Annotated in this window: 17 protein-coding genes; 3 read left to right on the forward strand and 14 right to left on the reverse strand. The window is 30.9% G+C overall.

The genetic code is table 11. The features are described from left to right. Window positions 1-12: 12 nt before the first annotated feature. From B3B03_RS04170 to B3B03_RS04220, 11 genes are all read right to left on the reverse strand, one after another. Window positions 13-549 carry a GNAT family protein gene (locus tag B3B03_RS04170; protein ID WP_346876543.1) on the reverse strand — a complete coding sequence of 179 codons (537 nt, stop codon included), beginning with the start codon at window positions 547-549 and terminating at the stop codon, window positions 13-15. Window positions 550-569: 20 nt separating this feature from the next. After that, window positions 570-1,343 (reverse strand): GNAT family N-acetyltransferase, encoded by a 774-nt coding sequence (locus tag B3B03_RS04175; RefSeq protein ID WP_346876544.1) that lies wholly within the window; start codon window positions 1,341-1,343, stop codon window positions 570-572. 46 nt (window positions 1,344-1,389) lie between these two features. Next, a complete protein-coding gene (locus tag B3B03_RS04180; RefSeq protein ID WP_346847467.1) occupies window positions 1,390-1,821 on the reverse strand; it encodes a GNAT family N-acetyltransferase in 432 nt (143 codons plus the stop codon). Between the two features lie 166 nt (window positions 1,822-1,987). Beyond that, window positions 1,988-2,464, reverse strand: a complete 477-nt coding sequence (locus B3B03_RS04185) for an ASCH domain-containing protein (protein WP_346847468.1) — start codon at window positions 2,462-2,464, stop codon at window positions 1,988-1,990. Between the two features lie 695 nt (window positions 2,465-3,159). Then, window positions 3,160-4,947, reverse strand: a complete 1,788-nt coding sequence (locus B3B03_RS04190) for an ABC transporter ATP-binding protein (protein ID WP_346847469.1) — start codon at window positions 4,945-4,947, stop codon at window positions 3,160-3,162. A 20-nt stretch (window positions 4,948-4,967) separates the two neighbouring features. Beyond that, complete coding sequence (locus tag B3B03_RS04195; protein WP_346876545.1) at window positions 4,968-6,713, reverse strand: ABC transporter ATP-binding protein; 1,746 nt, start codon at window positions 6,711-6,713, stop codon at window positions 4,968-4,970. Window positions 6,714-7,105: 392 nt separating this feature from the next. Next, entirely contained in the window at window positions 7,106-7,264 is a 159-nt protein-coding gene (locus tag B3B03_RS04200; protein WP_346847471.1) for a hypothetical protein, read from the reverse strand. A 261-nt stretch (window positions 7,265-7,525) separates the two neighbouring features. Next, window positions 7,526-8,032 carry a GNAT family N-acetyltransferase gene (locus B3B03_RS04205; protein WP_346847472.1) on the reverse strand — a complete coding sequence of 169 codons (507 nt, stop codon included), beginning with the start codon at window positions 8,030-8,032 and terminating at the stop codon, window positions 7,526-7,528. Between the two features lie 97 nt (window positions 8,033-8,129). After that, a complete protein-coding gene (locus tag B3B03_RS04210) occupies window positions 8,130-8,543 on the reverse strand; it encodes a hypothetical protein (protein ID WP_346876546.1) in 414 nt (137 codons plus the stop codon). Between the two features lie 193 nt (window positions 8,544-8,736). After that, complete coding sequence (locus tag B3B03_RS04215; protein ID WP_346876547.1) at window positions 8,737-14,874, reverse strand: S8 family serine peptidase; 6,138 nt, start codon at window positions 14,872-14,874, stop codon at window positions 8,737-8,739. A 266-nt stretch (window positions 14,875-15,140) separates the two neighbouring features. Further along, a complete protein-coding gene (locus B3B03_RS04220) occupies window positions 15,141-19,793 on the reverse strand; it encodes a cell wall-binding repeat-containing protein (RefSeq protein ID WP_346876548.1) in 4,653 nt (1,550 codons plus the stop codon). Between the two features lie 516 nt (window positions 19,794-20,309). Between B3B03_RS04220 and arsM the strand changes: the two genes are divergently transcribed. Then, window positions 20,310-21,101 carry an arsenite methyltransferase gene (arsM, locus tag B3B03_RS04225; RefSeq protein WP_346876549.1) on the forward strand — a complete coding sequence of 264 codons (792 nt, stop codon included), beginning with the start codon at window positions 20,310-20,312 and terminating at the stop codon, window positions 21,099-21,101. A 95-nt stretch (window positions 21,102-21,196) separates the two neighbouring features. Here arsM and hisS read toward each other — a convergent pair whose 3' ends face one another. Next, window positions 21,197-22,513: a histidine--tRNA ligase gene (hisS, locus tag B3B03_RS04230; protein ID WP_346847476.1), complete on the reverse strand. Its 1,317-nt coding sequence runs from the start codon at window positions 22,511-22,513 to the stop codon at window positions 21,197-21,199. Between the two features lie 353 nt (window positions 22,514-22,866). Next, entirely contained in the window at window positions 22,867-23,925 is a 1,059-nt protein-coding gene (locus B3B03_RS04235; RefSeq protein WP_346876550.1) for a P1 family peptidase, read from the reverse strand. 189 nt (window positions 23,926-24,114) lie between these two features. Between B3B03_RS04235 and B3B03_RS04240 the strand changes: the two genes are divergently transcribed. Further along, window positions 24,115-24,339 (forward strand): DUF1659 domain-containing protein, encoded by a 225-nt coding sequence (locus tag B3B03_RS04240; RefSeq protein WP_346876551.1) that lies wholly within the window; start codon window positions 24,115-24,117, stop codon window positions 24,337-24,339. Window positions 24,340-24,397: 58 nt separating this feature from the next. Continuing rightward, window positions 24,398-24,619: a DUF2922 domain-containing protein gene (locus tag B3B03_RS04245; RefSeq protein WP_346876552.1), complete on the forward strand. Its 222-nt coding sequence runs from the start codon at window positions 24,398-24,400 to the stop codon at window positions 24,617-24,619. 114 nt (window positions 24,620-24,733) lie between these two features. On the opposite strand, the gene lysA is transcribed toward B3B03_RS04245, so the two are convergent. After that, entirely contained in the window at window positions 24,734-26,041 is a 1,308-nt protein-coding gene (gene lysA, locus B3B03_RS04250; RefSeq protein ID WP_346847480.1) for a diaminopimelate decarboxylase, read from the reverse strand. Window positions 26,042-26,103: the final 62 nt, after the last annotated feature.

The following is a 26,103-nucleotide window of genomic DNA, read 5'->3' on the forward strand; positions in this document are numbered from 1 at the left end:
TAGCACAATAGATTACGATTGCGACTTTCTCATCCATAATACTTTGACTTTCTCTCCTGCAATCTCGCCATCATATTCACTAAATACTTTAAAGCCTGATTTCTCATAAGTTTTTATGGCTCTTTCATTAAATTCAGCTACTCCCAACCTTACATAATCACCTTTATATTGATGATGTTCTACTGCAAAATTGACACAAGCAGAAACAAACTCTTTTCCTAAACCTATTCCTGTTAAATTAGGTTCTAACCCAAAACCAACCCACATTTCATAATTTATATCAGGATTATCTTTCACGGTGTCTATATCAACATAACCATCATCATCTGAATCTTCTTCAACTTCTCTAAAAAAATTTATAGTTAATTCCCCTACTAAAATTTCTTTTTCATTTAAAACTGCAAATTTACTGAAACCCCAATTTTTCTTTTCCAATAAATCTTCTGCCTCATTACAATAATCATATATGGAATATTCATTTTCATATTTCCATTCATTAATCATTGTTTTTGCATAATTATCATTCATAGGTACAAACTTAAACTTCATAGTCAAACTTCTTCTTAAATTTATCTTATATAATTAACATAATAAGTATCATATGGTTCTTTTAATACATATCCAAGCTTCTGAGCTAACTTAACGGACTCAAGATTAGCAGCATCCCAACTAGGATACTTCCCCTTGCTAATACAGTCTAAAATTAATGCAGCAGCTGCTATAGTTGCTAACCCTTTCCTTCTATATTCTGGAAGTGTATCAACTTCAATTTCGATTCCTTCATCGTAAACACTATAAGATGACGCTGCCGATACAATCTTTTCATTATGCAAAATACAGAATCCAATGCCTATATTGATATAATCATCTATGGATTTAAACTGACTTGTAAAATCTTCTGATAACTCTTGTAGTGATGGATTTTTTGCTAAAGATTTATCTATTTTTTTTAACTCATATCCTTCAGGTAATGTTGATAGAAATGTATTTAAATGATCAACATCTAAATTCTTAATATCCCTTTTAAATCTATATCGTTGAAACTTTTCCATACGTCCCTTATGAATAATTTCTATACGTTTTTTCCACTCTTCAGTATCCACGATAACTAAAATATTCTCAGGCAAATTATATAATAGTTCTTCTGCTTCCTTACTGTTATGGTTTCCTGCATAAAATGCAAAAACCCCTACTATAACCTGTACAACTGTTGGTTTTTCAATGTCATCAGCCCAAGCTTTTCCCATATGTCCTTGAAGGCATGAAAGAATAAGTGTACAATCTATATTTTTAAAAACAGAACATAAATTTTTTCTTAAATTACTATCTACTTCATAGATCATTAAAATTTTCTCCTCATTTCAATTCAAATATTTCCCTTAACTTCATTTATAATTTCTTAGTTAAAAAATACTCCTTATGTCCTTTAGGGCTATCCTCTAAAATTCCAAAAACCTTATATCCATTCTTCATATAAAAGTCTGGTCCTTGAAAATCGAAGGTATCTAGATGTGCTATATGACATCCCTGACTCCTTGCTGCATCCTCTGCCTCTTTCAAAAGTATTGAACCATACCCTCTATTGCGATAATCATCTTTAACCCACAATGTGTCAATATAGAAGATGTGCCAAAACACAGAGTAAGCTAATATGCCTCCCATAACTTCACCCTTTTCATTCTTAATACAACGATTTATCTTAATGTATGGCTCCTCTTGTTCAAATGGTTTAGACAGTTTGTTATGTTCCATAAGCATTTCATCAATATAATCTATTTCTTCCTCATTAGGTATTTCTATTTTGATATTGTCTTTATTCATAATTTATCTTTAGTGAGAGATTATATTGTAAGTACCAATCCCTCACTAAATCTATCCTCCTTTCATTTTATACACTTTTATGTGTCTAATAAGTTGTTAATTCGATTTATAAGAACGTTATATCTCAACAATAACATTACATATTAGGTTTATTTTTATATAATATCTATACTTGATATACTACTTCAAAATCTTCAAAAACCACTAGCATATCATCACTGAATTCATACCCTAGCTGTTTTCCATCTTCCTTGAAGAAATGAGCATGTCCCTCAACCCAAGATTCCAATGTATCATCCTCACCCTCACGCTTACAAATGTCATAAGTAATATCTGAAAATGGAATAATTGTTATCTCAGTAGTTTCAATAACACATCGTGGTACACCTTCCCAATCAGTGACAATACTTAAATCACCAACCTGAGGTATACGCTCGCCTTCAATTTCATACCTCAATAAACTACTTGCTGTAGCCCTCTTTTGCCCAATTAATACTAAACGCAACAGTTCATTGGCCCATTTTTCAGTTAATTCAAAATGGAATACCTCTAAACACTTTGTTGTTTCATTTCTGTTCGTTTCCCTCAAAAATGTTTTCCAGAACATATCAATTTTTTCTTGTGAATATTTTTCATTTTCCATTACCGCTACCTCCCTCTAGTTTTATACTAGATTTTTTGTATATAGTTGTTTTATCCTATCATCTTTAGCCTTTATTTTATCTTTATGTATATCAACTATATTCCTATTCCATAAGGTCTAATTCCTTTTTTAAAATAGGATAAAACTTAATATCAGTAACGTAGTTAGGGCAATTATAAAAAAAATAACCATAACTATCTGAACATTAATAATTACTCAATCTCACTTCCTAATTTAAGAATTTAATTGTTCTATTTTAGGTATCTGAAAATAAATAATAAGTCAAAGATGGAAAGTATATTTTGAGTTAGACAAGGAAACAGGTTCCGCAGATAGTAGCACTATCTAAGGGTTCTGTTGACGCAGTATAACACAAAATAGACGAGCATTCTGACTTATTTATTTTTTGAAGATGCCTTAATACTATTTCCCATATAGAAAAAATGCTGAAACCCGCATGAACAGAACAACTAGTTATCTAGTTAACTAGTTATATATGAAACTATTTAAATATACAAATAGTTTCATATGAAGCTATATAACTATTTACATAGCTCATAGGTAAAATTTAATTTAAAATCATGCATTGAATCAGCTATAAATTTTATTTTCTTATATTATTTACAAGGACACTCCTTTTCACTTTGTTCAAATGAGTAAGTTCCTAGATCTAAATCGTAGATTTAGATGGTCACTTATGCTCCTTCATTTAAGAAGCTGTACTGAGCCATGTATAAGTTATAGTAGAATCCTTTAAGTTTTAATAATTCTTCATGGGTTCCACTCTCTACAATTTCACCATCATCTACTACCATAATTTTGTCACAGTCTCTTATGGTTGAAAGTCTGTGGGCAATTACAAAGGAAGTTCTTCCATGAAGTAATTTATTTATACCTTTTTGAACTAATATTTCTGTTGCAGTATCTATATTAGATGTTGCTTCATCAAGGATAAGAATTCTTGGATTTGCAAGTAATGCTCTTGCAAAGGATATAAGTTGTCTTTGTCCTACTGAAAGTCTTGAACCTCTTTCGTTAACTTCTGTGTCATATCCTTTTTCTAATTTCATAATAAAATCATGGGCATTAACGGCCTTTGCTGCTGCTATGATTTCTTCATCAGTAGCATCTAATTTTCCATATCTTATATTCTCCTTAATAGAAGTCGAGAATAAGAATGTATCTTGAAGCATTATTCCCATTTGGCTTCTTAATGAATAAAGATTGACCTTAGAAACATCCTTACCATCAATTAAAACATCCCCTTCAGTAGTATCGTAAAATCTACTGATTAAACTAGTTATAGTAGTCTTTCCTGCCCCTGTTGGTCCAACTAAGGCGATATTTTCACCTGGTCTTATTTTAAAGTTTACATTGTGAAGTACCTGAACGTCTTTCTCATATTCAAAGGAAACATTTTTAAACTCTACTGCTCCCTTAATAGTTGGCATATCTTCACTTCCCTCCATCTCATCAATGGTTGGTACTACATCCATAATTTCAAATATTCTCTCTGCTGCTGCAAAGTTAGTAACTAATGTATTGTAGTAAGAAGCTATATTTATGATTGGTCTCCAGAACATACTTGTATATGATATAAAAGCTATTATGGTTCCAATGGAAACTTCTCCACGTCTAGTTAAGGTTGCTCCATACCAAAACACTATGATGGAACTTATTCCAAAGGACATATCTATAAAAGACCAAAGCCAGTCATTATATTTAACTGCTGATAAAAATCCATCTCTAACCTCACCTACAGCTTTTTCAAATTTCTTAGTAGTTTCTCCTTCAAAGGTGAAGTTTTGAATAATCTTTATCCCTGAAAAAGATTCATGGGTAAAGCCATTTAAATTAGAACGTTTTTGTCTAAATACCTGCCATTTAGCTCTAGCTTTTACCATCATTGTAGATACTACAACTGCAAGTACCGGTAAAATTATTATAGAAACTATAGCCAATTTTGCATTCATTACAAAAAGTATTACTCCTATAGCTATAAGATTTAGTGCCTGTGGTATAACTGTAGTAACAGATTTTGAAAACAGCTCTGAAAGAGAGTTTACGTCTCCAACAACTCTCGCTAAAATCTTTCCTACTGGTCTATCGTCAAAAAAGGAAAATGAGAGTTTTTGTATATGAATATAAAGCTCTTGCCTTATAGTATGCAGTATACTGTGAGTGGTTTTATTCATTTGATAGGTAGATAATTTACTAGCATACATACCTATAACATTTATTCCTACTAACCCTAGACTTATAACTATAAGTCCTACTACATCTTTTACTTCAATATAATTATCTATAGCAATTTTTAAAAGCATAGGGCTTAAAAGCCCTGTACCCATTACTATAAGCATAAGAAAAAGTACTAAAGATACTTTTAACTTATAGGGTTTTACATATTTCACTAATCTTAATAGTATATCCCGACCCTTTAAACTATTAATTTTTTCGTCTTGATTAACTGAATTTTTAGCCATTCTAGCACCTTCTTTCTCTCTTAAAAGTTAGCCACATCTTCATCTGACAACTCTAAGAAATCTTTAAATTGAGTTTGATATATCTCAAAATACTTACCTTTTTTATTTAAGAGTTCTTGATGATTTCCTCTCTCTACTATTTTTCCATCCTCCATATATAAAATCATATCTGCATTTTTTACAGCTGATATTCTATGGGCAATGATAAAGGTAGTCTTCTTCGTGTCTCCATGATATAAATTTTTAAGCAATTGATATTCTGTTTCCATATCTAAAGCAGAAGTTGAATCATCTAAAATTAAAATTTTGCTATCTCTTATCAAAGCTCTAGCTATACATAATCTTTGCTTTTGACCTCCTGAGAGTCCAAGACCTCTCTCACCGATTAATGTGTCATATCCATCCTTAAGTCCATCTACAAATTCCTTTGCACATGCAAGCTCTACAGCCTTTTCTAGTTCTTCTTTAGTAGCATTGTTCTTACCATATTTAAGGTTATTCTCAATGGTATCAGAGAATAGAAAAGAATCTTGTGGAACTATAGAAATACTATCTCTTAAAGATTTTAGGTTTAAATCCTTAAGATTTATACCATCTAAAGTTATTTCTCCTTCTGTAGCATCATAGTTTCTTCCTAAGAGTGCCATTAATGTTGATTTTCCTGAACCTGTAGTACCCATAATAGCTACTGTAGATCCAGCTTTAATATTAAGATTTATATTATCTAATACATTCTTTTCTCCATAGGTAAAAGATACATTTTTAAGTGATAATTCACCTTCTATATTCTGTGGAACAATTCCCTCTTTAGAATTTTCAATAGTAGTGCTTACCTCTAAAATGTTGTTTATCTTTCCTGCTGAAGCCTTAGTTCTAGAGAATAGATTCATAAGCCATCCAAATTCTCTCATTGGCCATATAAGCATCCATAGATAACTAGTGAATGCCACCAATTGACCTACAGTAATCTTATTGTAGATTACTAAAATACCACCTACACAGGTTACAAGAACTACAGAAAGATTCCCTAAGAACTCCTCTAATGGGAAGAATTTAATCCATATCTTTGTATGTTCCATTTGTAAATCAAAGTTTTTAGAATTGTATTTTAAGAATTTAAGAATTTCATGTTTTTCTCTTCCAAAAGCTTTAACTAGCTTAACTCCAGCAATATTTTCTTGTGCTGTAGTATTTAGCTCTGCGATGTGGTCACTTATTCTGTCATATACATCATCAATCTTCTTTTCAGATTTTATGGTGATATATGCTATTATTGGCATAGTAGAAAGAGCTACTAAGGTAAGTGTTGGACTTATCCTTAATAATAGAACTGAAGCTATACCAAAATAGGCTATATTTTCTATTAAAAGCCTAAACCCAAAGCCCATAATGTCCATTATATTATCTGCATCTTCCCCTACCCTTGACATTAATTCACCGGTGTTTACTTTGTCAAAGTAAGAGAAGGACAGTCCTTCAATATGCTTGAATAAAGTTTCCTTTACTTCCTTAGAAATAGTTATTCCTAAATAATCAAATAAGTACTCCTTTAGATATCCAAAGAAAAACTTTATTAATGATATACATCCTATAATAAACAATATTTTATTTATAATTTCATAGTTTTTACCACGAAGTACATCATCTATAAATATTTCAGTTACATAGGGAATTGTTAAATCTGCTGAAATTACCAGAATCATTGAAACTATACCAAATATAGCTACCCCTAAATGATTTTTTACATAGCTCAAGATTTTTTTCACTTGAATCCCTCCTTCAATGTGGTTATTATTATTAACCTCTTATGTTTTAATGTGTAAAATTAGTATCTGCAAACCACCTCTTAGTCATAATACTTCCTCCCTTTTGTCATATAATCCCCAATCATGTTAAACTCTGCTGTCTATAAATTTGCTATAGATATAAATAAAAATAAAAAAGTCATAGTCCTATACCTCTTGGTATATAGGACTATGACTTAAATCATCTATAGCGTGAATAATACTAAGGAATTAATCCTTAAATATTAAAATTCATTTTAGGCTTATGTATATCTTACTTATCTTAGTATAAATAATTGTATTAAAAGCCTTATAAATATATAAAAAGTCCCGGGTTACCCTAGGACTTTTCTCACAAAATAGTTTGTTAAAAATCAATCTTTTAAACCTATATTCTGAGGCAGGGTAATATTCCAAATATTAAATTGTAAAATGTGATTATATGCACTATTAATATTGCCAGCGCCAACATTGACTCTAGCATTAACTCTATTTCTATTCATTTCACTGATTACTAATAAATTGTTTAACATTTTCCTACCTCCTTTTTTAAAATTTATTTTCTAGTTTTATTTAGTTTTACTAATTTTTACTACCCTTTTATTATATACAATTAGTATAAATAATGTCAATGACTTTTTCTAAATTTTTTGAATTTATTAAATATATTTTCTATTGTATAAATTTCATAAAAAATAACGACTATAAAATAGTCGCTAAAAAATAAAAATATTTACTATATAAATCATATAATATATTAAAATTTTACCTATTATTTTAAATACAGCTATGAATTAAAATTCTGCTGCCAAATTAGTTAATGCTTTATCACATACTCTATATACAGTCCATTCATCCATTGGTATTGCACCAAGCTGCTTATAGAATTTTATTGATGGTTCATTCCAATCAATACACCACCATTCAAATCTACCGCAATCTCTTTCTACTGCTAATTTAGCTAAGAATGAAAGAAGTGCTTTTCCCATTCCTTTTCCTCTCATTTCAGGTCTCACATATAAATCTTCTAAATATAAACCTGGTTTACCTGTGAAGGTTGAGAAGTTGTGGAAAAACAATGCAAAACTTACTGGTATACCTTCATACTCACCAATTACTACTTGAGCTGCCTTTCTAACAAATAATGATTCCATTAAAATTTCTTCAGTAGCAACTACTTCATTTAAAAGCTTTTCATAATCAGCTAATTCCTTTATAAATTTTAGAATTAAAGGTATATCCTTCTCTTCAGCAAATCTTAAAGTATAATTTTCTACTTTAGTTTTTATTGTACCTTCCATGTTAAAAATCCCCCTATAATACATCTTTGTATTTTGAAAGTTAATAAACCTTCTATAATTATATTAACCCTTTACATAGGAGTTTGTAAATATGCTTTTATTTATACTTAGATAAGTCCCATTTGCTTGTGGTAGGTCTTTCCCTTATTTCTTTTGATATGTTCTTTGTTAATAACACAAAAACTACAAAAGCTACTCCTGAAATTAAAAAATATTTCTTAACATATTCTTTCTCTTCTTCAATAGTTAATTTAACAAAATTTACATCTAATTCTTCAGATAGCTCTTTTTCATTATTAACCATGTACTCTAAAGTATCCTCTGCCTCTATTATTTTTATACCAACAAGTGCTCCATTTCCAGCAAACCATACTATTATACATATAAGTATGGCAATACATCCATTTTTAAATCCACTTTCAGATAATCTGTAGTTAATAAGTATATTTTTCACCATATAAATTACCGCTATTAAAACTAACAAAATATTTAGCCCTACTATTATATACATGATATCCTCCTTAACATTTTAATACAATTATACCATATATATAATGATATAAATACTAAATCCTATATAGTGTCTTATAATAGATTTTTATATATTAAATCATATTAAAAGACTGAAATAGTTAATTTATCTATTTCAGTCTTTTTTATTTATATTATAATTATATCTTCTTTTGTTTATTTATTAATTTTAATTATTTTCTTCTTTTTAAAACTAGTGATCCAATTGCAACGGTAATTATACCTCCTAATGCCATTACACCACTTCCAACCATACCACCTGTTTGTGGTATCTTACCTGTTGGTTTGCTTGGAGTACCTGGATTACTTGGTTTTCCTGTACTTGGATTACTTGGTTTTTCTGGATTCTCTGGTTTTTGTGGTTTTTCCGGATTTTCTGGCTTTCCTGGTTTCTCTGTCATTTTATATTCTACTATCTCACTTATATTGCCAGCTTCATCTATTGCTCTTGCATATATTGTTGCTTTTTCATCAACTTTTACTGGTTCTTTATAGATAGTCCATGTTTTATTGTCTAAGCTATATTCCATTTTTATTGTATCTTTATCTGCTACAGTTAATGTTATTAAACCATCCTTCTCAGTTATAACTGGAGACTTAGGTGCTGTTCTATCTGGAACTGTATACTGTGCTAATTCACTTATATTGCCAGATCCATCTATAGCTCTTACATATATTGTTGCTTTTTCATCAACTTTTACTGGTTCTGTGTAAATAGTCCAGTTTTTGTTATCTAAGCTATATTCTATTTTCGCCGTATCTTTGTCTGCTGCTTTTATTGTTACTACACCAGATTTTTCAGTTACAATCGGAGACTTAGGTGCTGTTACATCTGGAGATGTATAAGAAACTATAGCACTTACATTACCACTTTCATCTATAGCTCTAACATATATAGTCTCTTGTTCTTTTAATGCTACTGGTTCTGTATAGGTATCCCAGTTTTTATTGTCTAAGCTATATTCCATCTTCACTGTATCCTCATCTGCTGCTGTTAATGTTACTAAGCCATCCTTATCAGTAATAACAGGAGCTTTCGGTGCTGTTATATCTGGTATTGTGTAAGTTATTACACCACTAATATTACCAGCTTCATCTATAGCTCTTACATAAATAGTTGACTTTTCCGGTACCTGTACTGGTTCAATATATTCTTTCCATTCCTTACCATCTAAGCTATATTGTATAACTTTTGTGTCTTTATCTGCTGGTGTTAATGTTACCAAGCCTTTTTCTTCTTCTATTTTAGGAACTCCTGGTGCTGTCCTATCCGGCACTGTATACTTTCCTAGTTCACTTATATTCCCTGCCTTGTCTATAGCTCTTACATATATTGTTGCTTTTTCATCAACTTTTACTGGTTCTGTATAAACAGCCCAGGTTTTATTATCTAAACTATATTCCATTTTTGTTGTATCTTCATCTGCTGCTGTTAATGTTACTAACCCATTCTCTTCAGCTATAGTTGGAGTTTTTGGAGGAGTAATATCTATTTCTTCAACACTAGTCTTACCATCCTTTACTGTTACAAGGAACATCTTATTTACACCATCTGCTAAAACTTCTACTTTGTATGGCTCAGTTTTATCTACTAGATATAAATAAATATTTTCGTCTTCTTCATGTCCTTTTGTTATATTCCAATCTACACCATCAACCTTAACATTTGTTACATTAGGTGCTGAAATTGTTGCTATATAAGGAGTTAAATCATTTATTCCTTTTAATGTGCACTCTTCTCCACCTTCACCTTTACCTATTGCTTGTCCTTTATCTGTTGCTGTAGCTTTTATTGTACCCTTTAATATGGTTATATCTTGTTTCTTACCACTATAACCACTACCTATAGCTGCACCATAACTACTTGAAGTTGCAGTAATGGTACCACCTTCAATATTTATAGTTCCAGCTTCACTTTTAGAGCCTCCACCTATGGCAGCACCTCTACTTGTAGTTGTAGCATTTACTACACCACCTGAAATATTTATTGATATTTTACCTTTAGCTGAAACACCTGAACCTATGGCTGCTCCAGCAGTTAAGGTACTCTTGCTATTTGATTCAGCGCTTAAACTACCACCTGAAACTAATATATTGTAATCTGTCTTACCCATACTACAATCACCTATAGTCGCGCCATTACTACAGTTAATTGCTTTAATTTCACCACCAGTAACTTTAATTGTTCCAGGTAATTTATCAATATTTTCAGCTCCTGATCCACTACCTATAGTTGCTGATCCATTATAGCTCTTAACATCTGCAATAGCTGTTACCTTACCACCACTTATATTTATATTAGTAGCAATACCGCCATATCCACCGCCTATGGCTGCACCTGCTCCATAGGTAGTAGCATTAATAACACCATCACTTATATTTATTGTACCAGAATCCATAATTTTCTCTGAACTTCCGCCACCAATACATGCTCCATAATTATTTTTTGATGCTATTACGTTTAATTTACCCTTACCTAATATTTCAAGCTCTGTACCATAAGCTGCACTTATAATAGCTCTATCTGAGTACTCAGATACACTTGTAAGGGTATTATCACCTTTTAATGTTAAAGTATTCTTAGCTCCTTTAAATTCAATTGCATTTTTAAAGAATGAAGTTACTTTTGTATTGAAATTATTTATTACAAGGTCTACATTTCCCTCACAGCTTATGTCTACGCCAGAATATGGATTCATATTTGTATTTGTATTATTTCCAACAATAGATACTGATTTTGCTGTATCTTTTATTACAACTGTTTTATCTAATAAATCTACTGGAAGTTTATAATTACCATCATTATAAATTATATATGGCGCTTTTAATTCAGTAGTGAGTTCATCTTTATCTACAACTTTTAATGTAGTAGAATCTGTTTTTCCATTTACTGTAGAAACTGTAATTGTGGTTTCACCTTTAGTCAGAGCCTTAACATAACCGGTTTCACTTATTGTTGCAACATCTTCATTAGAAGAGGACCATGTTAAAGTCTTATCCTTTGAATTATAAGGATTTACTTTAGCACTCATTTGAAATTCTGAGCCTTCTGCCAATTCAAGATTTCTATCCTTCAAGGTTACACTTTCAGGGGCAATATCTCCCTCAGATAATGCAATAGAATCAGTTTCTAGGAAATTCATAGCATAATCCACGGCCACGACTTTTACTGATTCCATATTTAAGTCACCTATCTTAAATATTTGGTCATATTCACTTCCTGTTTTATCTTTATCTAACACAATAATTTCTGTTAAAGGATCTCCTTTTTCATCTACTAATTGCATACCTTGTAAGTAATGATTATCTTTTAAAGTTATAGTTAGATATTTTACTCCATCAATTGTTTGAATTTTTGTATTTATCAATTCTGGTTCTTGTGTATCAATTGTAACTGGGAATTTAATCTCTTGTAAATCCTTTTCCCCCCCCCCTATTGGTATTCCGCTTATTTTATAAGTATAAACTCCATCCTCAAGAGGCTTATTTCCCTTACTATTCATACTATCCCAACCAGCACCATCTACTGCATAGGTAATGCTACCACTATCTCCATCATAGAAGGATTTAGTTTCTTTTCCAGCCTTATTTTTATAAACTTCATTGCCTTTGCTATCAGTTACTGTGTAACTTACTTCTTCTGCATTTCTCAATAATCCAACTACTGCATTTACAGAATAAGAGCCGTTAATATTTGGTCCTATAGCAATCTTATTTTCATCAGCTATTACAGGTTTATCCTTCCCATTAAAAAGATTTACCCCTAGGTAACTTCCTTTCCAAGTAGTTCTATTGAAATATCCAAGAGTAGTTTCATACATAGCTGCTGTTTCATCATCGTATAAATCGTTATCAAATATTGGTATAGCTTGCCAATCTCCATAGAAGCCTACAAATGGAAAATTCAAATTAATCTTATCCGTATTTTCAGATATAAGTGTAACAAAACCATCAATGAAAGTTCCATTATTACAGACTTTTAAATCTTTCTTTGCACTATCAGTAAGTTTTAAAGAAATACTTATAGATTCTGTTTTTCCTCCATCTACTGTTATAATATTTCCCTCTACTCCTTCTAATGTAACACTTACCTTAGATGCATCTAATTCTTCAGAAGCTTGTGCAAAGAATTTGCCTTCATCTGTAGCCAATATTTTTTCTGTTAAAACTGTAGTATCTACAGTATACTTAACTGGCAAATCTGATGTGTTCTTTACACTAAATTTGAAAGAATATTCACCTGATGTACTATCACCCAATTCAGCCTTTGGTTTTCCATCACTTCCAATTAAGTATGCTGATGTTTTTACAGCACTATAAATATTAGCAACTCCAGAACCTTGTTTACGTGGTGAATATGCAACGCCATCTGGATCAGTTGCAGGAATTGATGTACTCATCAACAATTGTGTTGCTAATAATTCTTTCTCCTTCATTGTTAAAGAAGGAAACTTTTCATTTATATATTGTCTCACTAAGCTAGAAGCACCAGCCATATGAGGGGTAGCCATTGATGTACCACTCATTGAACCATAAACTCCTCCTGGTAATGTAGAGTATATGTCTCCTCCCGGAGCTGTTATTTCTGGTTTTAATTTCAAATCTGGACTTACACCCCAAGATGAAAAGTCAGACATTTGACCTTTGGAAATTGAATCAAAGGCTTCCTTGTATGATTTTGATATAGAAATGTTTTTTTCTGACTTATTAACGAGGATTTCACCATGTTCCTTTGAAATAAAAATAGCTGGTATTTTACCATCAGTCTTCATATTTAATAGGTTTCCTGGAGCATTGTCATAAACAATAACTCCTGATGCTCCTGCAGTAACAGCATTAGTCTCTTTCTCTGTAAAAGTTATGGTTCCACGTTTTACTAGAACTATTTTACCCTTTACATCAATATTTTTAAAATCATCTACTGTGCCAATACCTGGAATAACTACATATTCTACTGATTCACCTTCAAGAGAATTAAATTCTTTACTAGTTCCCTCATTTGCATCTGTATATCTTATTTTTGTTTCATCCGCTAATATATATGCTCCAATTATTTTGCTATTATTAATACTTGCAACTGATGTGGCAGCATTATAGGTTGATGGAGATCCCACCATAGAATTATCTGGATTAGATACTAATGGAAGATCTATTCCTAAATTAGAATTATAACTTGAGCTATAGTCATTTCCTGCTGCACACATTAAATTTATTCCTGCTTCTGCTACTCTATCATAGGTTTTATTAATTACCTCTTCAGCTTCTGCTGTAAATCCAGCCCCTGAACCAAGACTCATATTAATTGCATCTGCACCTAATGCTACTGCATCGTTTAATGCTGCTAAAATATCACTATCTCTTGCCCCACTAGACTTATCACTAAATACTTTCATAATCATAAGTTGTGCATCTGGAGCAACTCCAGTTAAATTTTCACCATTAGCCCCTACTGTTCCAGCTACATGAGTACCATGACTTTGTAAATCCTTTACATCATTATCTTTATCTGCATAATCATAGGCAAAAGGAATCTTCTCACTCTTATATATCTTACCCTTTGCATTTGTATATTTAGAATTCATAAGATCAGTAATTTCAGTTTCTGTGTACTTTATGTCTTCTGGACTATTTTTAAACGCTTCGTGATTAACATCTAGTCCAGTGTCTAACACTGCAACAACCATATTTTTACCTGTATATCCTGCTTTATTAGCCTCATTAGAACTAATAATTTCACTACTATTTTTCATAGTCGGTTCATGCCCAACTTCTGGTTCTGGTAAATAGTGAATTGTTGAAACAAATGCATTTTTTACTCCTTTAACTGCCTTAATGGTATCTAAATCACCGTATTTAGCAGTTAAGGAAAATCCATTCATTACCACAGTGTATTCTTGTTCCACAACTATAGGAACTTCTTTCAAAATTCTTTTCGTTACAACTTCTTGTTCTTTCAATAATTTGTTATTAATTCCTTGAGATTTTGCTGACGTGATAAAAGATGATACATTATCAGATGTCTTCTCTGCTGAATAATATTCAATTAAAGGCTTGTCCTCTAATTCAACAATAATAGTTACCTCATCATCAGATTTATATAGTGGATCCAATTCACTGCTTGACTGAGAATCTGTTATAGCACTTAATATTGTTTTTTCCCCTCTAGTAATTGAATGCGCTCTACTGACATCAATATGCAATTCATTATTATCCGCATATGCTACAAATCCATTTGTAGTAAATACAGAAGTGGTCATTACGATAATAGTAAAAATTCCTGCCATGATACGCCTTAACCTATCACTTTTCATACATATCCCCCCTATACATTTTTTAATGTAAAATTTTACATTTATAAGAATATTTTAACATTATATTCATTTATTTCAAGAGGATTTTTTCTTTGTATTTCTCACTTTTACTACATTAAAAAAATATTTATATCGTATGCGATTTATATTTTGGGATTTTTAAACATATACGTGTACTAAAATATAAATAATTGCAATATATTCATATTTTACATAAAAAACATCCTAGGCATTACTACCTAGGATATTTTACTATTATCTTTATTTTACTTATTATTTATTCTATTTGCTAAATCTTGCACAGCAGTTTTACTAACTTCTCCACCCACTTCTACTACTTTCTTAACTAACATCTTATCTGCTAAAGACTTTTGTTTATCAGATAAATTAGAATTAGTTATTATAACTGGTGAACCTGTTTTAGCTGCTAGAGGTGCAACTACTAGAGAATCTACTAACTTCATACTTTCAGTTACATACATATTTTTTTGCTCTTTTGCAAATAATTTTTCTATAACTAATGCATTAGTTTCGTATCTATCTGCTCCTCCTATTCTATTTTTAGCTATATCCTCAGATGTGATTTTATTTAAATCTTTCATAACTGAGTTCTTAACTACACCTTCTCCACCTATAACATAAGCTGATTTAAGTTTTTGATTTTTAAGCCATGATAATACTTTCTCAGGAATCTTTTTAGTATCAACTAATATTATTGGAGTCTTATCTGTAGCTGCTTTAGATGAAATAGTTACTGCATCTGCTGGAGCATATCCACCTACTACATAGATATTTTCAACATTCTTTTGTCTATCTATCTGTGTAGCCACTGCTAGTGAAGTTTCATATCTATTTGCTCCACCTAATCTTACTACATCAATTCCCATCTTAGCCATCTCTTTAACTGTAGCTTCAGATACAACACCTGTTCCACCTACTACATAAACCGTTTTAACACCTAATCTCTTTAATTCAGTCTTTGTAGCTTCAGTTAATTTACCAACTTCAGTTAATAGTATTGGTGCGTCGTAGTTTGCTGCAAGAGGTGCTGCTACTAAAGCATCAGCATATGCTGTTCCATTAGCTATTACAGCCATATCAGACTTTTTCCAACCAGTCTTACTAACTTCTACTGCTGTTGCATATCTATCTTTTCCATATAATCTACCAGTAGACTCAACAATCTTTTTAACCTTTTTAACAGTTATTTCCTTAACAGTTGTATTTCCTGCATCATCTATAGCTTCAACAGAAATTTTATTTTCACCTTCAGCTAATTTTACTTCATAAGCTAAATCATATTTAGCACTTTCTAAATCATTAAAGTATGACCAATCTGGTGCTATTGTTTTAACAACATTACCATTTACCTTAACTTTTAAGCTTGGTAGGTTATCGTTTATTTTACCAGAAATAATTACTGAATCTTTAGTAGTTTCAGATGGTACAGCTGCAAGGTTAACTACTGGTGCTGTAGTATCTACAAATATTTTATGAGCAAATTCTATTTTATTATTTGCAGCATCTCTCGCAGCAACCATAATGCTATGATATCCATCTTTTAATTCTACTTCAGTTGAGAAATTCCAAAGACCACTATGAGTATCAAAGGTTAATGGTACATTCTTTCCATTTACAGTAAACTCTGCTATAGCTGAAGCATCCTTTACGGTACCTTCAACAACTACTTTACCACTCTTTGATACTCCAAAGAATTCTGGTCCTTCAACCATCACTGTAGGAATTGTAGTATCTCCTTGTGCTGCTCCTGTAGGCTCCTTATATTCTCCTGTAGTTGCTTCTGTTACTTTAGTAGACGTTTTATTTTGTGCATAATCATAAACTTCTACAGAACACTTTTTATAATCTAACTTGCTTAAATCAAATTTTCCTGTTGCATTTTCTTCTAATGCTTTACCATCACTAATAAGTACATATTTATAAACATGTCCCTTATTATTATCTTCTGCAATTACTTCTAGTTGTTTAGTATCTTTATCATAATTAACTTTATTAACTGCAGGTGCCTTTGTATCAACATTTACCTTAAAGTCAAAGTTTTGCCATTTAGCATTATCATAATCTACTTTTGCTTTAACTCTATAAGTATATGCACCATCTGCAACTACCTTATTGTTAACAGTTCCATCCCAAGTAGCATCTTTGCGGATACTATACTTATCGTATTTTCCATCATGGTAATGCTTTCTTACATTGAAATCTTGAGTTAAATTTCTTATAACTTTTCCATCTTTATCTAATACTTCTATATCCAATTCCTTCATATTTCTTAAGTAAGAAAGAATAGGTAATATTGCATCATTTGCACCATCACCATTTGGTGAGAATGCAACTTTATTACCATCTGTATTTTTACCTGATAAATCTACACCTAGGAAATCTAAATCACTATTTACTATAGATGTAACTCCATAGAAAGAATCTCTTTCTGTTTCATAGATTGATGCATCTATAGCTGGAGCTTTATCCCATGCTCCCTTAAATCCTAGATATGGAATACTTAAAGTTGGGTTTGTATCTGTAGGATCAGATAAAGTTACAAATCCCTCAACATATCCACCATTTACAAAAACATCTTCAATGGATGCTTTATTAAATGCTGTTATAGTATTGCTTAAATCCACAGTAGCAGTAAGTTGAGCTTTTCCATTTTTAGCTACTTTAATTGTATTATTACTAAAAGATATTGGGAATTTTTTAGTATCTTTATTAATTATATTTTGTGCTTCTAAAAGTGTATATCCTTTATACATTAAATCTGTTTGAACAGTACCTGCCACATTATAAGTTAATTCTTTGTCACTAAAGTTCTGAACTTCTATAGTAAATGTAGCTTTATTATCTTTAATTTCTTTTAAATTGACCTTACATTCACCAGTAGTTGTATCTGTAACTATAGCTGGTGTAGTAGTAGACGCTTGAAGATCCATAATTCCAGCACCCTGTCTTCTAGGTGATGTATAGTTGGGTCCTGCAACAACTCCTTCTGCCTGATTTGCTCCATTGTCTACATGAGCTACGGCTGTACTCATCATTAACTTTTTAGCCATTTTAGCTCTTGCTTCACCAGTTAATTTAAAGTCTTTATCTACTCTTTGAAGTACTAATGCTGATCCACCTGCTACATGTGGTGAAGCCATAGATGTACCACTCATGTTTCCATATTTATTATTATTAAGTGTTGACCATATATTACCACCAGGTGCAGTAATTTCAGGTTTAAACTCTAAATCTGGAGTAGTTCCCCAAGATGTAAAATCTGACATGCTTCCTTTAACTGTATTAGGAACTGATATAGTATTACCATTTGCTACAACCTTAACTTCTGAAGTTTTTAGTTGTGTAGCAATTTTAGCACCAAATGAATTCCCTATAAATAACGCTGGAATTGTACCCCCCTCTGGATACATCATACTTATAAGTCCTTCTCCACCACTAGCATTATTATAAACTATAACTGCACTAGCGCCTGCTGCTTCAGCATTAGCTATTTTATCTGTAAAATTATAACCACCACGCTCGATCAAAGCTAAATTACCTTTTACTTCTGCTGGGAAGTGTTCTGGTAATCCACCTAATCCACAATCTACAGCTTTAAGTTCTTTTCCTTTAAATACAGATAAAATATCTGTTCCTGATGAAGCATATGGAGCTATATTCTTTTCTCCACCAATTGAAAATTCTAGTCCATATCCAGTAACAACATTGTTTTCTATAGATGCTACTTGAAGAGAATCTGTTGCTAACCCTGGAGAACCAACAACACCGTAGTCAGGATTTTCTGCATATGGATTATCATGCCCATTTCCAAACACATTAGCATTTCCTGCTGATAATGCCATAACTACACCATTATCAACAGCTCTATTAACAGCAACTTGCTCTAAATCTGTATCATCTACAAAGGATGCCGTTGAACCTAAACTCATATTAATAACATCTGCGCCAAGAAGTACTGAATCATCTATAGCCTTAACTATAACATCACCAAAGGTAGACGCCATAGCTGGGTCATTACCAAATACCTTCATTGCAAGAATTTGTGCTTCCGGAGCAACGCCCTTAATTCCATCCTTGCTAGTATCTCCATTAGCTCCTACTGTTCCTGCAACGTGCATTCCATGCATTGAAGCATCTGGACCTAAATCTAAGATTTCTTGATTATTATCCATGTAGTTGTATCCATAAGGAACCTTTGAGGTTCTATAGGTACCTAGTAATTTCTTTTCCTTAGATATAGCTTGTACTTCATCTGCTTGAAGTTCAGCTTTATTTTTATCTGTAAGAACCATATCTTTATGTGTTGAATCCACACCAGTATCAATAACTGCTACTACTGTACCTTCTCCATTGTATCCACTAGCCCAGGTTTGCTCCGTTTTTATGATTTCACCACTATTATTCATCATAGGCTCTGGTCTTTCATATTCATTAGCAATAGTAACTGACTTAATTCCAGCCATACTTTCAAGATTTTTAGCTTGTCCTAATGTAGTTTTCATACTAAATCCATTAGCTACATTAGTAAAGCTATTTATAACTTCAAATTTAATTCCTTTAGAACTGATTTTACTTTGTAATGATCGTTGTTCTTTTAAAACTTGGCTTTGAAGTTTACCAACTTCAAATTTACTCATTTCATCAAGTTTTATCCCCTTTTTAGTAGCCTTTTCAAGTACTGCCTCACTGTCTAACTCTACTATAACTCTAACTTCATCAGAGTCTTTAATTGTTTGAAGTGCTGGCTCTTGTTTTATCTGAGCCTGTAATACCATTAGTTTTTCTTTACTTTCTCCCAAAGACTTAACTAGTTCATTAGGAGAAGCAAACGCTGTCATTGTTGAACCTAACACTAAAGATAGAGCTAGTCCAACAGATATGCCCTTTTTAAAGTTCATTAAATTACCCCCTTGATATATAATTTTCTTAACCTTATATGATATGTATATAAACTTATTAACTTATGTTAATTATTTTATATACTTTTAAGAATATATTAACAGTATAAGAATTTATTTCAATAAAAAAATTATCTGATTTTTCTTCCATAAACACTATTCTATTACATAAAAATACTTTTTATTGTTTTTTTATCCATATATTTGATATTTTTTCAACATGTAAATCCATAATAATCCAAATATCTACATTATTTCGAAAATAAAGTATAACAAAAATTTTAACTTCGTATACCTAATTATTCTTAATTTTATTTAAAATTTATATTTTGTTAACTATATATTCATTGATTTTATAATCAAATTATGATTTAAAATCACATTGATTTATTATATATTAATCCATTTTATCTACTACTAAGTATAAATAAGCCATTTTATATAGTATAATAAAATGCATAATATACTAATTATTGCTTACCCTACTATTTAATAAATAATTAAGGAGAGTTTTATATGAATCCAAATAAAAACTTACTAATAAAAAATGCTGTTCGTGAAAGCTATAAAAACATAGCTCTCGGAAAGATAGATAAAAATAGTTGCTGCAGCACTAGTAAAATATCTCTTAAAAAGTCCGCAGTAGAAATTTCAAATAAAATAGGGTACTCTGAAGAAGAAATAAACTCTGTACCTTCAGGAGTAAATATGGGACTTGGCTGTGGTAATCCTCTTTCTATATCTAACTTAAGTCCTAATGAAACTGTTTTAGATTTGGGAAGTGGCGGTGGATTTGATTGTTTTCTAGCTTCAAAAAAAGTTGGTCCTACGGGTTTTGTAATTGGAGTTGATATGACTCATGAAATGTTAAGAAAAGCTCGAATGGCAGCCTCTCAAAACGGCTATAAAAATATAGATTTTAGACTTGGCGAAATTGAAAACTTACCTGTAGCAGACAACATTGTAGATGTAGTTATTTCTAACTGTGTTATAAATCTATCTCCAAATAAACAAAGGGTTTATGATGAAATATATAGAGTTCTAAAACCTGGTGGACGTATTGCAATTTCTGATATAGTTTTAATGAGGGAACTTACAGAGGACATGAAGGCGGATGAATCTTTATATTGTGGGTGAGTTACCGGTGCTTCTTCAGTTGAAGAATTAGAAGTATACTTAAAAAACTCAGGTTTTAAAGAAATTAATATAACTACTAAAGCCGTTCCTAATGAATATGAGGAAAAGTGGGGACATAATCTTAAAGTTGGAGAATACATAATGTCTTCATATATAAAAGCATTTAAATAATACTTAAATAAAAAATGATTAGAGTTAATTGACTCTAATCATTTTTATACTAAAAATGTTATATCATTTATTAGATTTTAATACTACCATTATAATTATCTACTATTTAAAATTGAAATACATTCTTCTGTAGATACTAATTGTTGCTCACCATTTTCCATATTTTTCAAAAGTATTTTATTAGATGTTTTCTCATCTTCTCCAATGATAATAACATATGGTATAGCTAATTTATTTGCATATTTCATTTTTTTAGCAAACTTTCCACCTTCAAGGTAAATATCAACCTTAACTTTAGATTTTCTTAATTGATTACAAACTTCAATACCATAATCAAAATCTTCATCCATTGGTATCACTAAAACATCTATAAGTGAATTACTATCTAAATCTATAATATTACTTTCCATAAAACTCCAGAATAATCTTGTTAATCCAATAGATATACCAACTCCAGGAAGCTTCTTATCCGTATAAAACTGGGCTAAATCATCATATCTACCACCTGAACACACTGAACCAAATTCTGGATAATCATCTAAGAATGTTTCATATACTGTTCCAGTATAATAATCTAATCCTCTAGTTATCTTAAAGTCAACTACATAATTTTTATCAGGAATTCCAAAAGCTTTTATATACTTATTTACAGTTTCTAATTCTTCAACACCTTCTAAAAATCTTTCGTTGGTCACTGAACTATTTTTTAAGAACTGAATCTTCTCCTCATTGCTACCTTCTATAGTTATAAATTTAATAACCTCATCTATTCCTTCACTGGTTTTTATATATTCCTCTAATTCTTCTCTGACCTTGGCTTCTCCAATCTTTTCAATTTTATCTACAACTCTTAATACCTCTATATAATTATCTATATTTAAACTTCTTAAAAATCCATCTAGGATTTTTCTATTATTAATTCTTATTTTAAAGTTATCAAAGCCTAACTCTTTAAATATTTTATATATAGTACTAGGAATCTGAGCATCATTTACTATGCTTAATGCTCCATTTCCAATTACATCTACATCACACTGATAAAATTCTCTAAATCTACCCCTCTGATTCCTCTCACCTCTATAAACTTTTCCAATTTGATATCTTTTAAATGGAAAGGCTATTTCTTCCATGTGTTGAGCTACATAACGTGCAAGTGGTACTGTTAAGTCAAATCTTAATGCCATCTCTGTACTACCCTTAGTTAAAGTATATATTTGCTTTTCTGTGTCTCCACCAGTTTTAGCAAGTAATACTTCACTTTTTTCAATTATAGGAGTGTCTATAGGTAGAAATCCAAAAGACTCATAATTTCTTCTAATGACATCATAAACATTATTAAAGGCTACTTGCTCTCTTGGAGTAAGCTCCATAAATCCTGGCAATATACTAGGCTTTGTTATTTTTGTACTCATATCAATCTCTCCTTAATTTATAAAACTTATATAATATTTATCTGAAAATCTAAAGCTTTCATACTATAAAAAAATCTCTAAAGACAACTAGTATCCTTAGAGATATAAAACTCAATAACTCCATAGATACATTTGCCCTCGCACAAATAGGCCCTATCTATGGCTTAATTTTAAAACCATAATTATAAGACCTTGCATCTATGATGATGTTCATATTTTCTATTTGACAAGTATTTCACTACAACCATCTCCTGTGTAAATAAATCCTATTATAAATAATTTATCATTTAATATATTTCATGTCAATAATTTTAAGTGACTTATACTCTAATTCTTATATACAATCCTGTTTATTAATCTAAGGATTTAGATAACCCATCTCTTCTATTTCCATTTCGCCCAATAACTGTGTCGGCTGTAATTAGAGAATTTAGAACTGACTCCTCTACCGCTTCTGCAGCTGCTCTAAAAAAGAAGTCGATATAATTTTCATTAATTACATTAACTTTACTAGTTACACATTCCTCATAATGTTTAATTTTATTAGCTGTACTAAAAGCAATTGCTATATCACCACTTCCATTTCCAAGATAAGAACCTAATCTTGTTATACCCACAATACTTCTCTTTGCCACTCTTTTCAATTGTCTTGGTGATAGCGGAGCATCTGTAGCTAAAATTATCATAATAGATCCCTTTTCCAAATTATCTATATTACAGTTTGTATTAGTTATATTTACACCTATATTATTCCCATATAACATAGGTTTTATATCATTGTTATTAAGTATAAAATCTTCCTTGATTCCAAAATTGGATAATACCAATGCACCTAGTGTATATTCTTCATCTTTTATATTTATTTTTCTAGAAGAAGATCCTATGCCACCCTTATACCCAAAGCAACTCATTCCAGTTCCTGCTCCTACTGCTCCTTCTAAAAAATCTGTAGATGCATTATTTATACTTTCAAATACGTGCTCTTCTTTAACATGAAGTCCTCTAATATCATTTAGATACCCATCATTACATTCTCCAACTATAGGGTTAATAGTTCCTGTTTCAACACCTATATCAGTGTTTATTGAAAGCATATATCTGACTAATCCTTGGCTTACTGTCCCCACATTTAAAGTATTTGTAAGCATAATTGGTGTTTCAATTGTTCCAAGTTCCTCTAATTGTATGGTTCCTACAGTCTTTCCAAAACCATTTATTACGTGAACAGCTCCATATACTTTATCCTTGAATAGATTTCCATCATGGGGTAATATAGCTGTTACTCCTGTGTTTACATCTCCATCTTTTAATGTAACATGACCTACCCTTACTCCTTTTACATCAGTAATTTTATTTTTTTCTCCCCTTGGTAATTTTCCTACAGTAACTTCATAATCTCTAATTCTCTTCATTGTTTCCTCCTAAATTCAAATCACTTATTATAACACTCTATACACTTATCTATATATTTTTAAATAATGACTTATTAAATATTCATCTTCTTAATTTTACTATATTATCTTTCTAAATTTCAAAGTTCTATAATTATTTTCCACTTTTATCTTGAAATGCATATATGTTCATTGAAAGGAGTTGATACTATGACAATAACAAATACTAAAAATAATACAGCCTTAGTTATTAAATATACAAAGGGGCAAAACCAGGATGGTAGTCCGAAAATTCAAAGTCAAAAGTTTTCAAAGGTAAGTGGATCTGCTACTGATGAAGAGGTCTACAATTTAGGCATAGTAATTGGATCTGTACTAATAAGTGAACCTACAGAAATTAAAAAACTAGATGATTATACTTTGAATGAAGGCTAAAGATAAAAAATTTCTACTCTCTCATAATTATAATTCTAAAAAATAAGGAGGATTAATAATGGAAAAAAAATTAGTTATGACCTTTAAGGATGAAACGGAAAATAAATTTAATCTTACAGTTAACTCTGTTAAAGATAGTATATCACCTACAGAAATTAACAATATAATGGACTATATTATATCAACTGAAATATTTAAAAGCAAAAATGGAAAATTAGTTTCTAAAACTTCTGCTGTAACTGTAGATACTAGCACTACTGAACACCCAGTAGGTAACTAAAAAGGAGTGATAAACACGAGGATACTTTTTTAGTATCCCCGTGTTTATATCACTCCCTTTTTATATTTTCATTTCCTTTCACCTGTATCTCTTGTTATAAGCTAAAATTAATTACTATATAATGTCTAAATCTAATTCATTTCTTAACATATCTTCGTAGGTTTCTCTTTTACATATGAGCCTTGGTCCTAATTTTCCAACTAAAACCACTGGTGCCTTAGGAATCTTATTATAATTACTACTCATGGAATAGCAATAGGCTCCTGTAGAAAGCACTGCTAATATATCACCTTTTTTTACCTTTGGAAGACTTATATCATTAATTAATACATCTCCTGATTCACAACATTTACCAGAAATAGTAACCATAGCTTCTTCATTATTTTCTACATTATTGGCTATTAATCCTTGATACTGTGCACTATATAATGATGGTCTTATATTATCTGTCATTCCCCCATCTACAGATACATATTTTTTAATATTAGGAATTTCTTTAACTCCTCCAATAGTATATAAAGTGATTCCACTATTTCCAACTATACTTCTACCTGGTTCTATTATTATATTAGGATTTTTCATCTGTAATTTTCTACTACAACTCTCTACTTCATTTAAAATTCCAGCACAATATTCCTCTATAGTTTTGGGATCGTCACCTTCACCATAATATATACCAAAACCTCCACCTAGGTTAAGTTCTGTCATAGTAATTTCAAAATGATTATTAATACTATTCATTAAATTAATCATAATCCTTACAGCTTCTCTATATGGTTCTATATCAAATATCTGCGATCCTATATGACAGTGAAGTCCTTTTAAATTTATATTCTCAAGCTCACTTATACTCTTTACTACTCTAAATATATTATCCTCCAAAAGAGTAAATCCAAACTTAGAATCAATCTGTCCAGTCTTGATATATTCATGAGTATGTGCCTCAATTCCCGGAATTATTCTAAGTAATATATCCTGAGTTTTTCCATAAACCTCACATATATTATTAATATTCTCCAATTCCATCATATTGTCCACAATAAAGGTTCCAACACCCGCTTTTATTCCTAGTTTTATCTCTTCAATAGTTTTATTATTTCCATGAAAATATACTTTATCCATAGGAAATTCACTGACTATAGCAGTGTAAATTTCTCCTCCTGATACAACATCCAGGCATAGGCCTTCATTCTTCATAACTTGAACAATAGCCTTAGTTAAAAATGCTTTTCCAGCATAGGCTACTTTGTTATCATTTATTTTTGCACCCATAGCTTTCATATATCTTCTACAGTTATCTCTAATTTGCTCTTCATCCATGACGTAAAGAGGAGTTCCAAATTTCTTAACCAGCTCTAAAGTATTAATTCCACCCACAAAAAGATTGTTTTCTTTAACATTCATTGTTCCAAATAAGTTCATAGTAAATTCTCCTTTCAGCTCCCCACTATAAGTTTATGAGAGTAATATTTATTTGGGTACTT

Origin of the sequence: Clostridium sp. UBA5712, assembly GCF_002419845.1 — a bacterium.
Lineage (GTDB): Bacteria > Bacillota > Clostridia > Clostridiales > Clostridiaceae > Clostridium_J > Clostridium_J sulfidigenes.

Coding starts and splice junctions, on each gene's coding strand:
- B3B03_RS04170 (WP_346876543.1), bottom strand. CDS start 549: ATGAAGTTTAAGTTTGTACCTATGAATGATAATTATGCAAAAACAATG.
- B3B03_RS04175 (WP_346876544.1), bottom strand. CDS start 1,343: ATGATCTATGAAGTAGATAGTAATTTAAGAAAAAATTTATGTTCTGTT.
- B3B03_RS04180 (WP_346847467.1), bottom strand. CDS start 1,821: ATGAATAAAGACAATATCAAAATAGAAATACCTAATGAGGAAGAAATA.
- B3B03_RS04185 (WP_346847468.1), bottom strand. CDS start 2,464: ATGGAAAATGAAAAATATTCACAAGAAAAAATTGATATGTTCTGGAAA.
- B3B03_RS04190 (WP_346847469.1), bottom strand. CDS start 4,947: ATGGCTAAAAATTCAGTTAATCAAGACGAAAAAATTAATAGTTTAAAG.
- B3B03_RS04200 (WP_346847471.1), bottom strand. CDS start 7,264: ATGTTAAACAATTTATTAGTAATCAGTGAAATGAATAGAAATAGAGTT.
- B3B03_RS04205 (WP_346847472.1), bottom strand. CDS start 8,032: ATGGAAGGTACAATAAAAACTAAAGTAGAAAATTATACTTTAAGATTT.
- B3B03_RS04210 (WP_346876546.1), bottom strand. CDS start 8,543: ATGTATATAATAGTAGGGCTAAATATTTTGTTAGTTTTAATAGCGGTA.
- B3B03_RS04215 (WP_346876547.1), bottom strand. CDS start 14,874: ATGAAAAGTGATAGGTTAAGGCGTATCATGGCAGGAATTTTTACTATT.
- B3B03_RS04220 (WP_346876548.1), bottom strand. CDS start 19,793: ATGAACTTTAAAAAGGGCATATCTGTTGGACTAGCTCTATCTTTAGTG.
- hisS (WP_346847476.1), bottom strand. CDS start 22,513: ATGAGTACAAAAATAACAAAGCCTAGTATATTGCCAGGATTTATGGAG.
- B3B03_RS04235 (WP_346876550.1), bottom strand. CDS start 23,925: ATGAAGAGAATTAGAGATTATGAAGTTACTGTAGGAAAATTACCAAGG.
- B3B03_RS04240 (WP_346876551.1), top strand. CDS start 24,115: ATGACAATAACAAATACTAAAAATAATACAGCCTTAGTTATTAAATAT.
- B3B03_RS04245 (WP_346876552.1), top strand. CDS start 24,398: ATGGAAAAAAAATTAGTTATGACCTTTAAGGATGAAACGGAAAATAAA.
- lysA (WP_346847480.1), bottom strand. CDS start 26,041: ATGAACTTATTTGGAACAATGAATGTTAAAGAAAACAATCTTTTTGTG.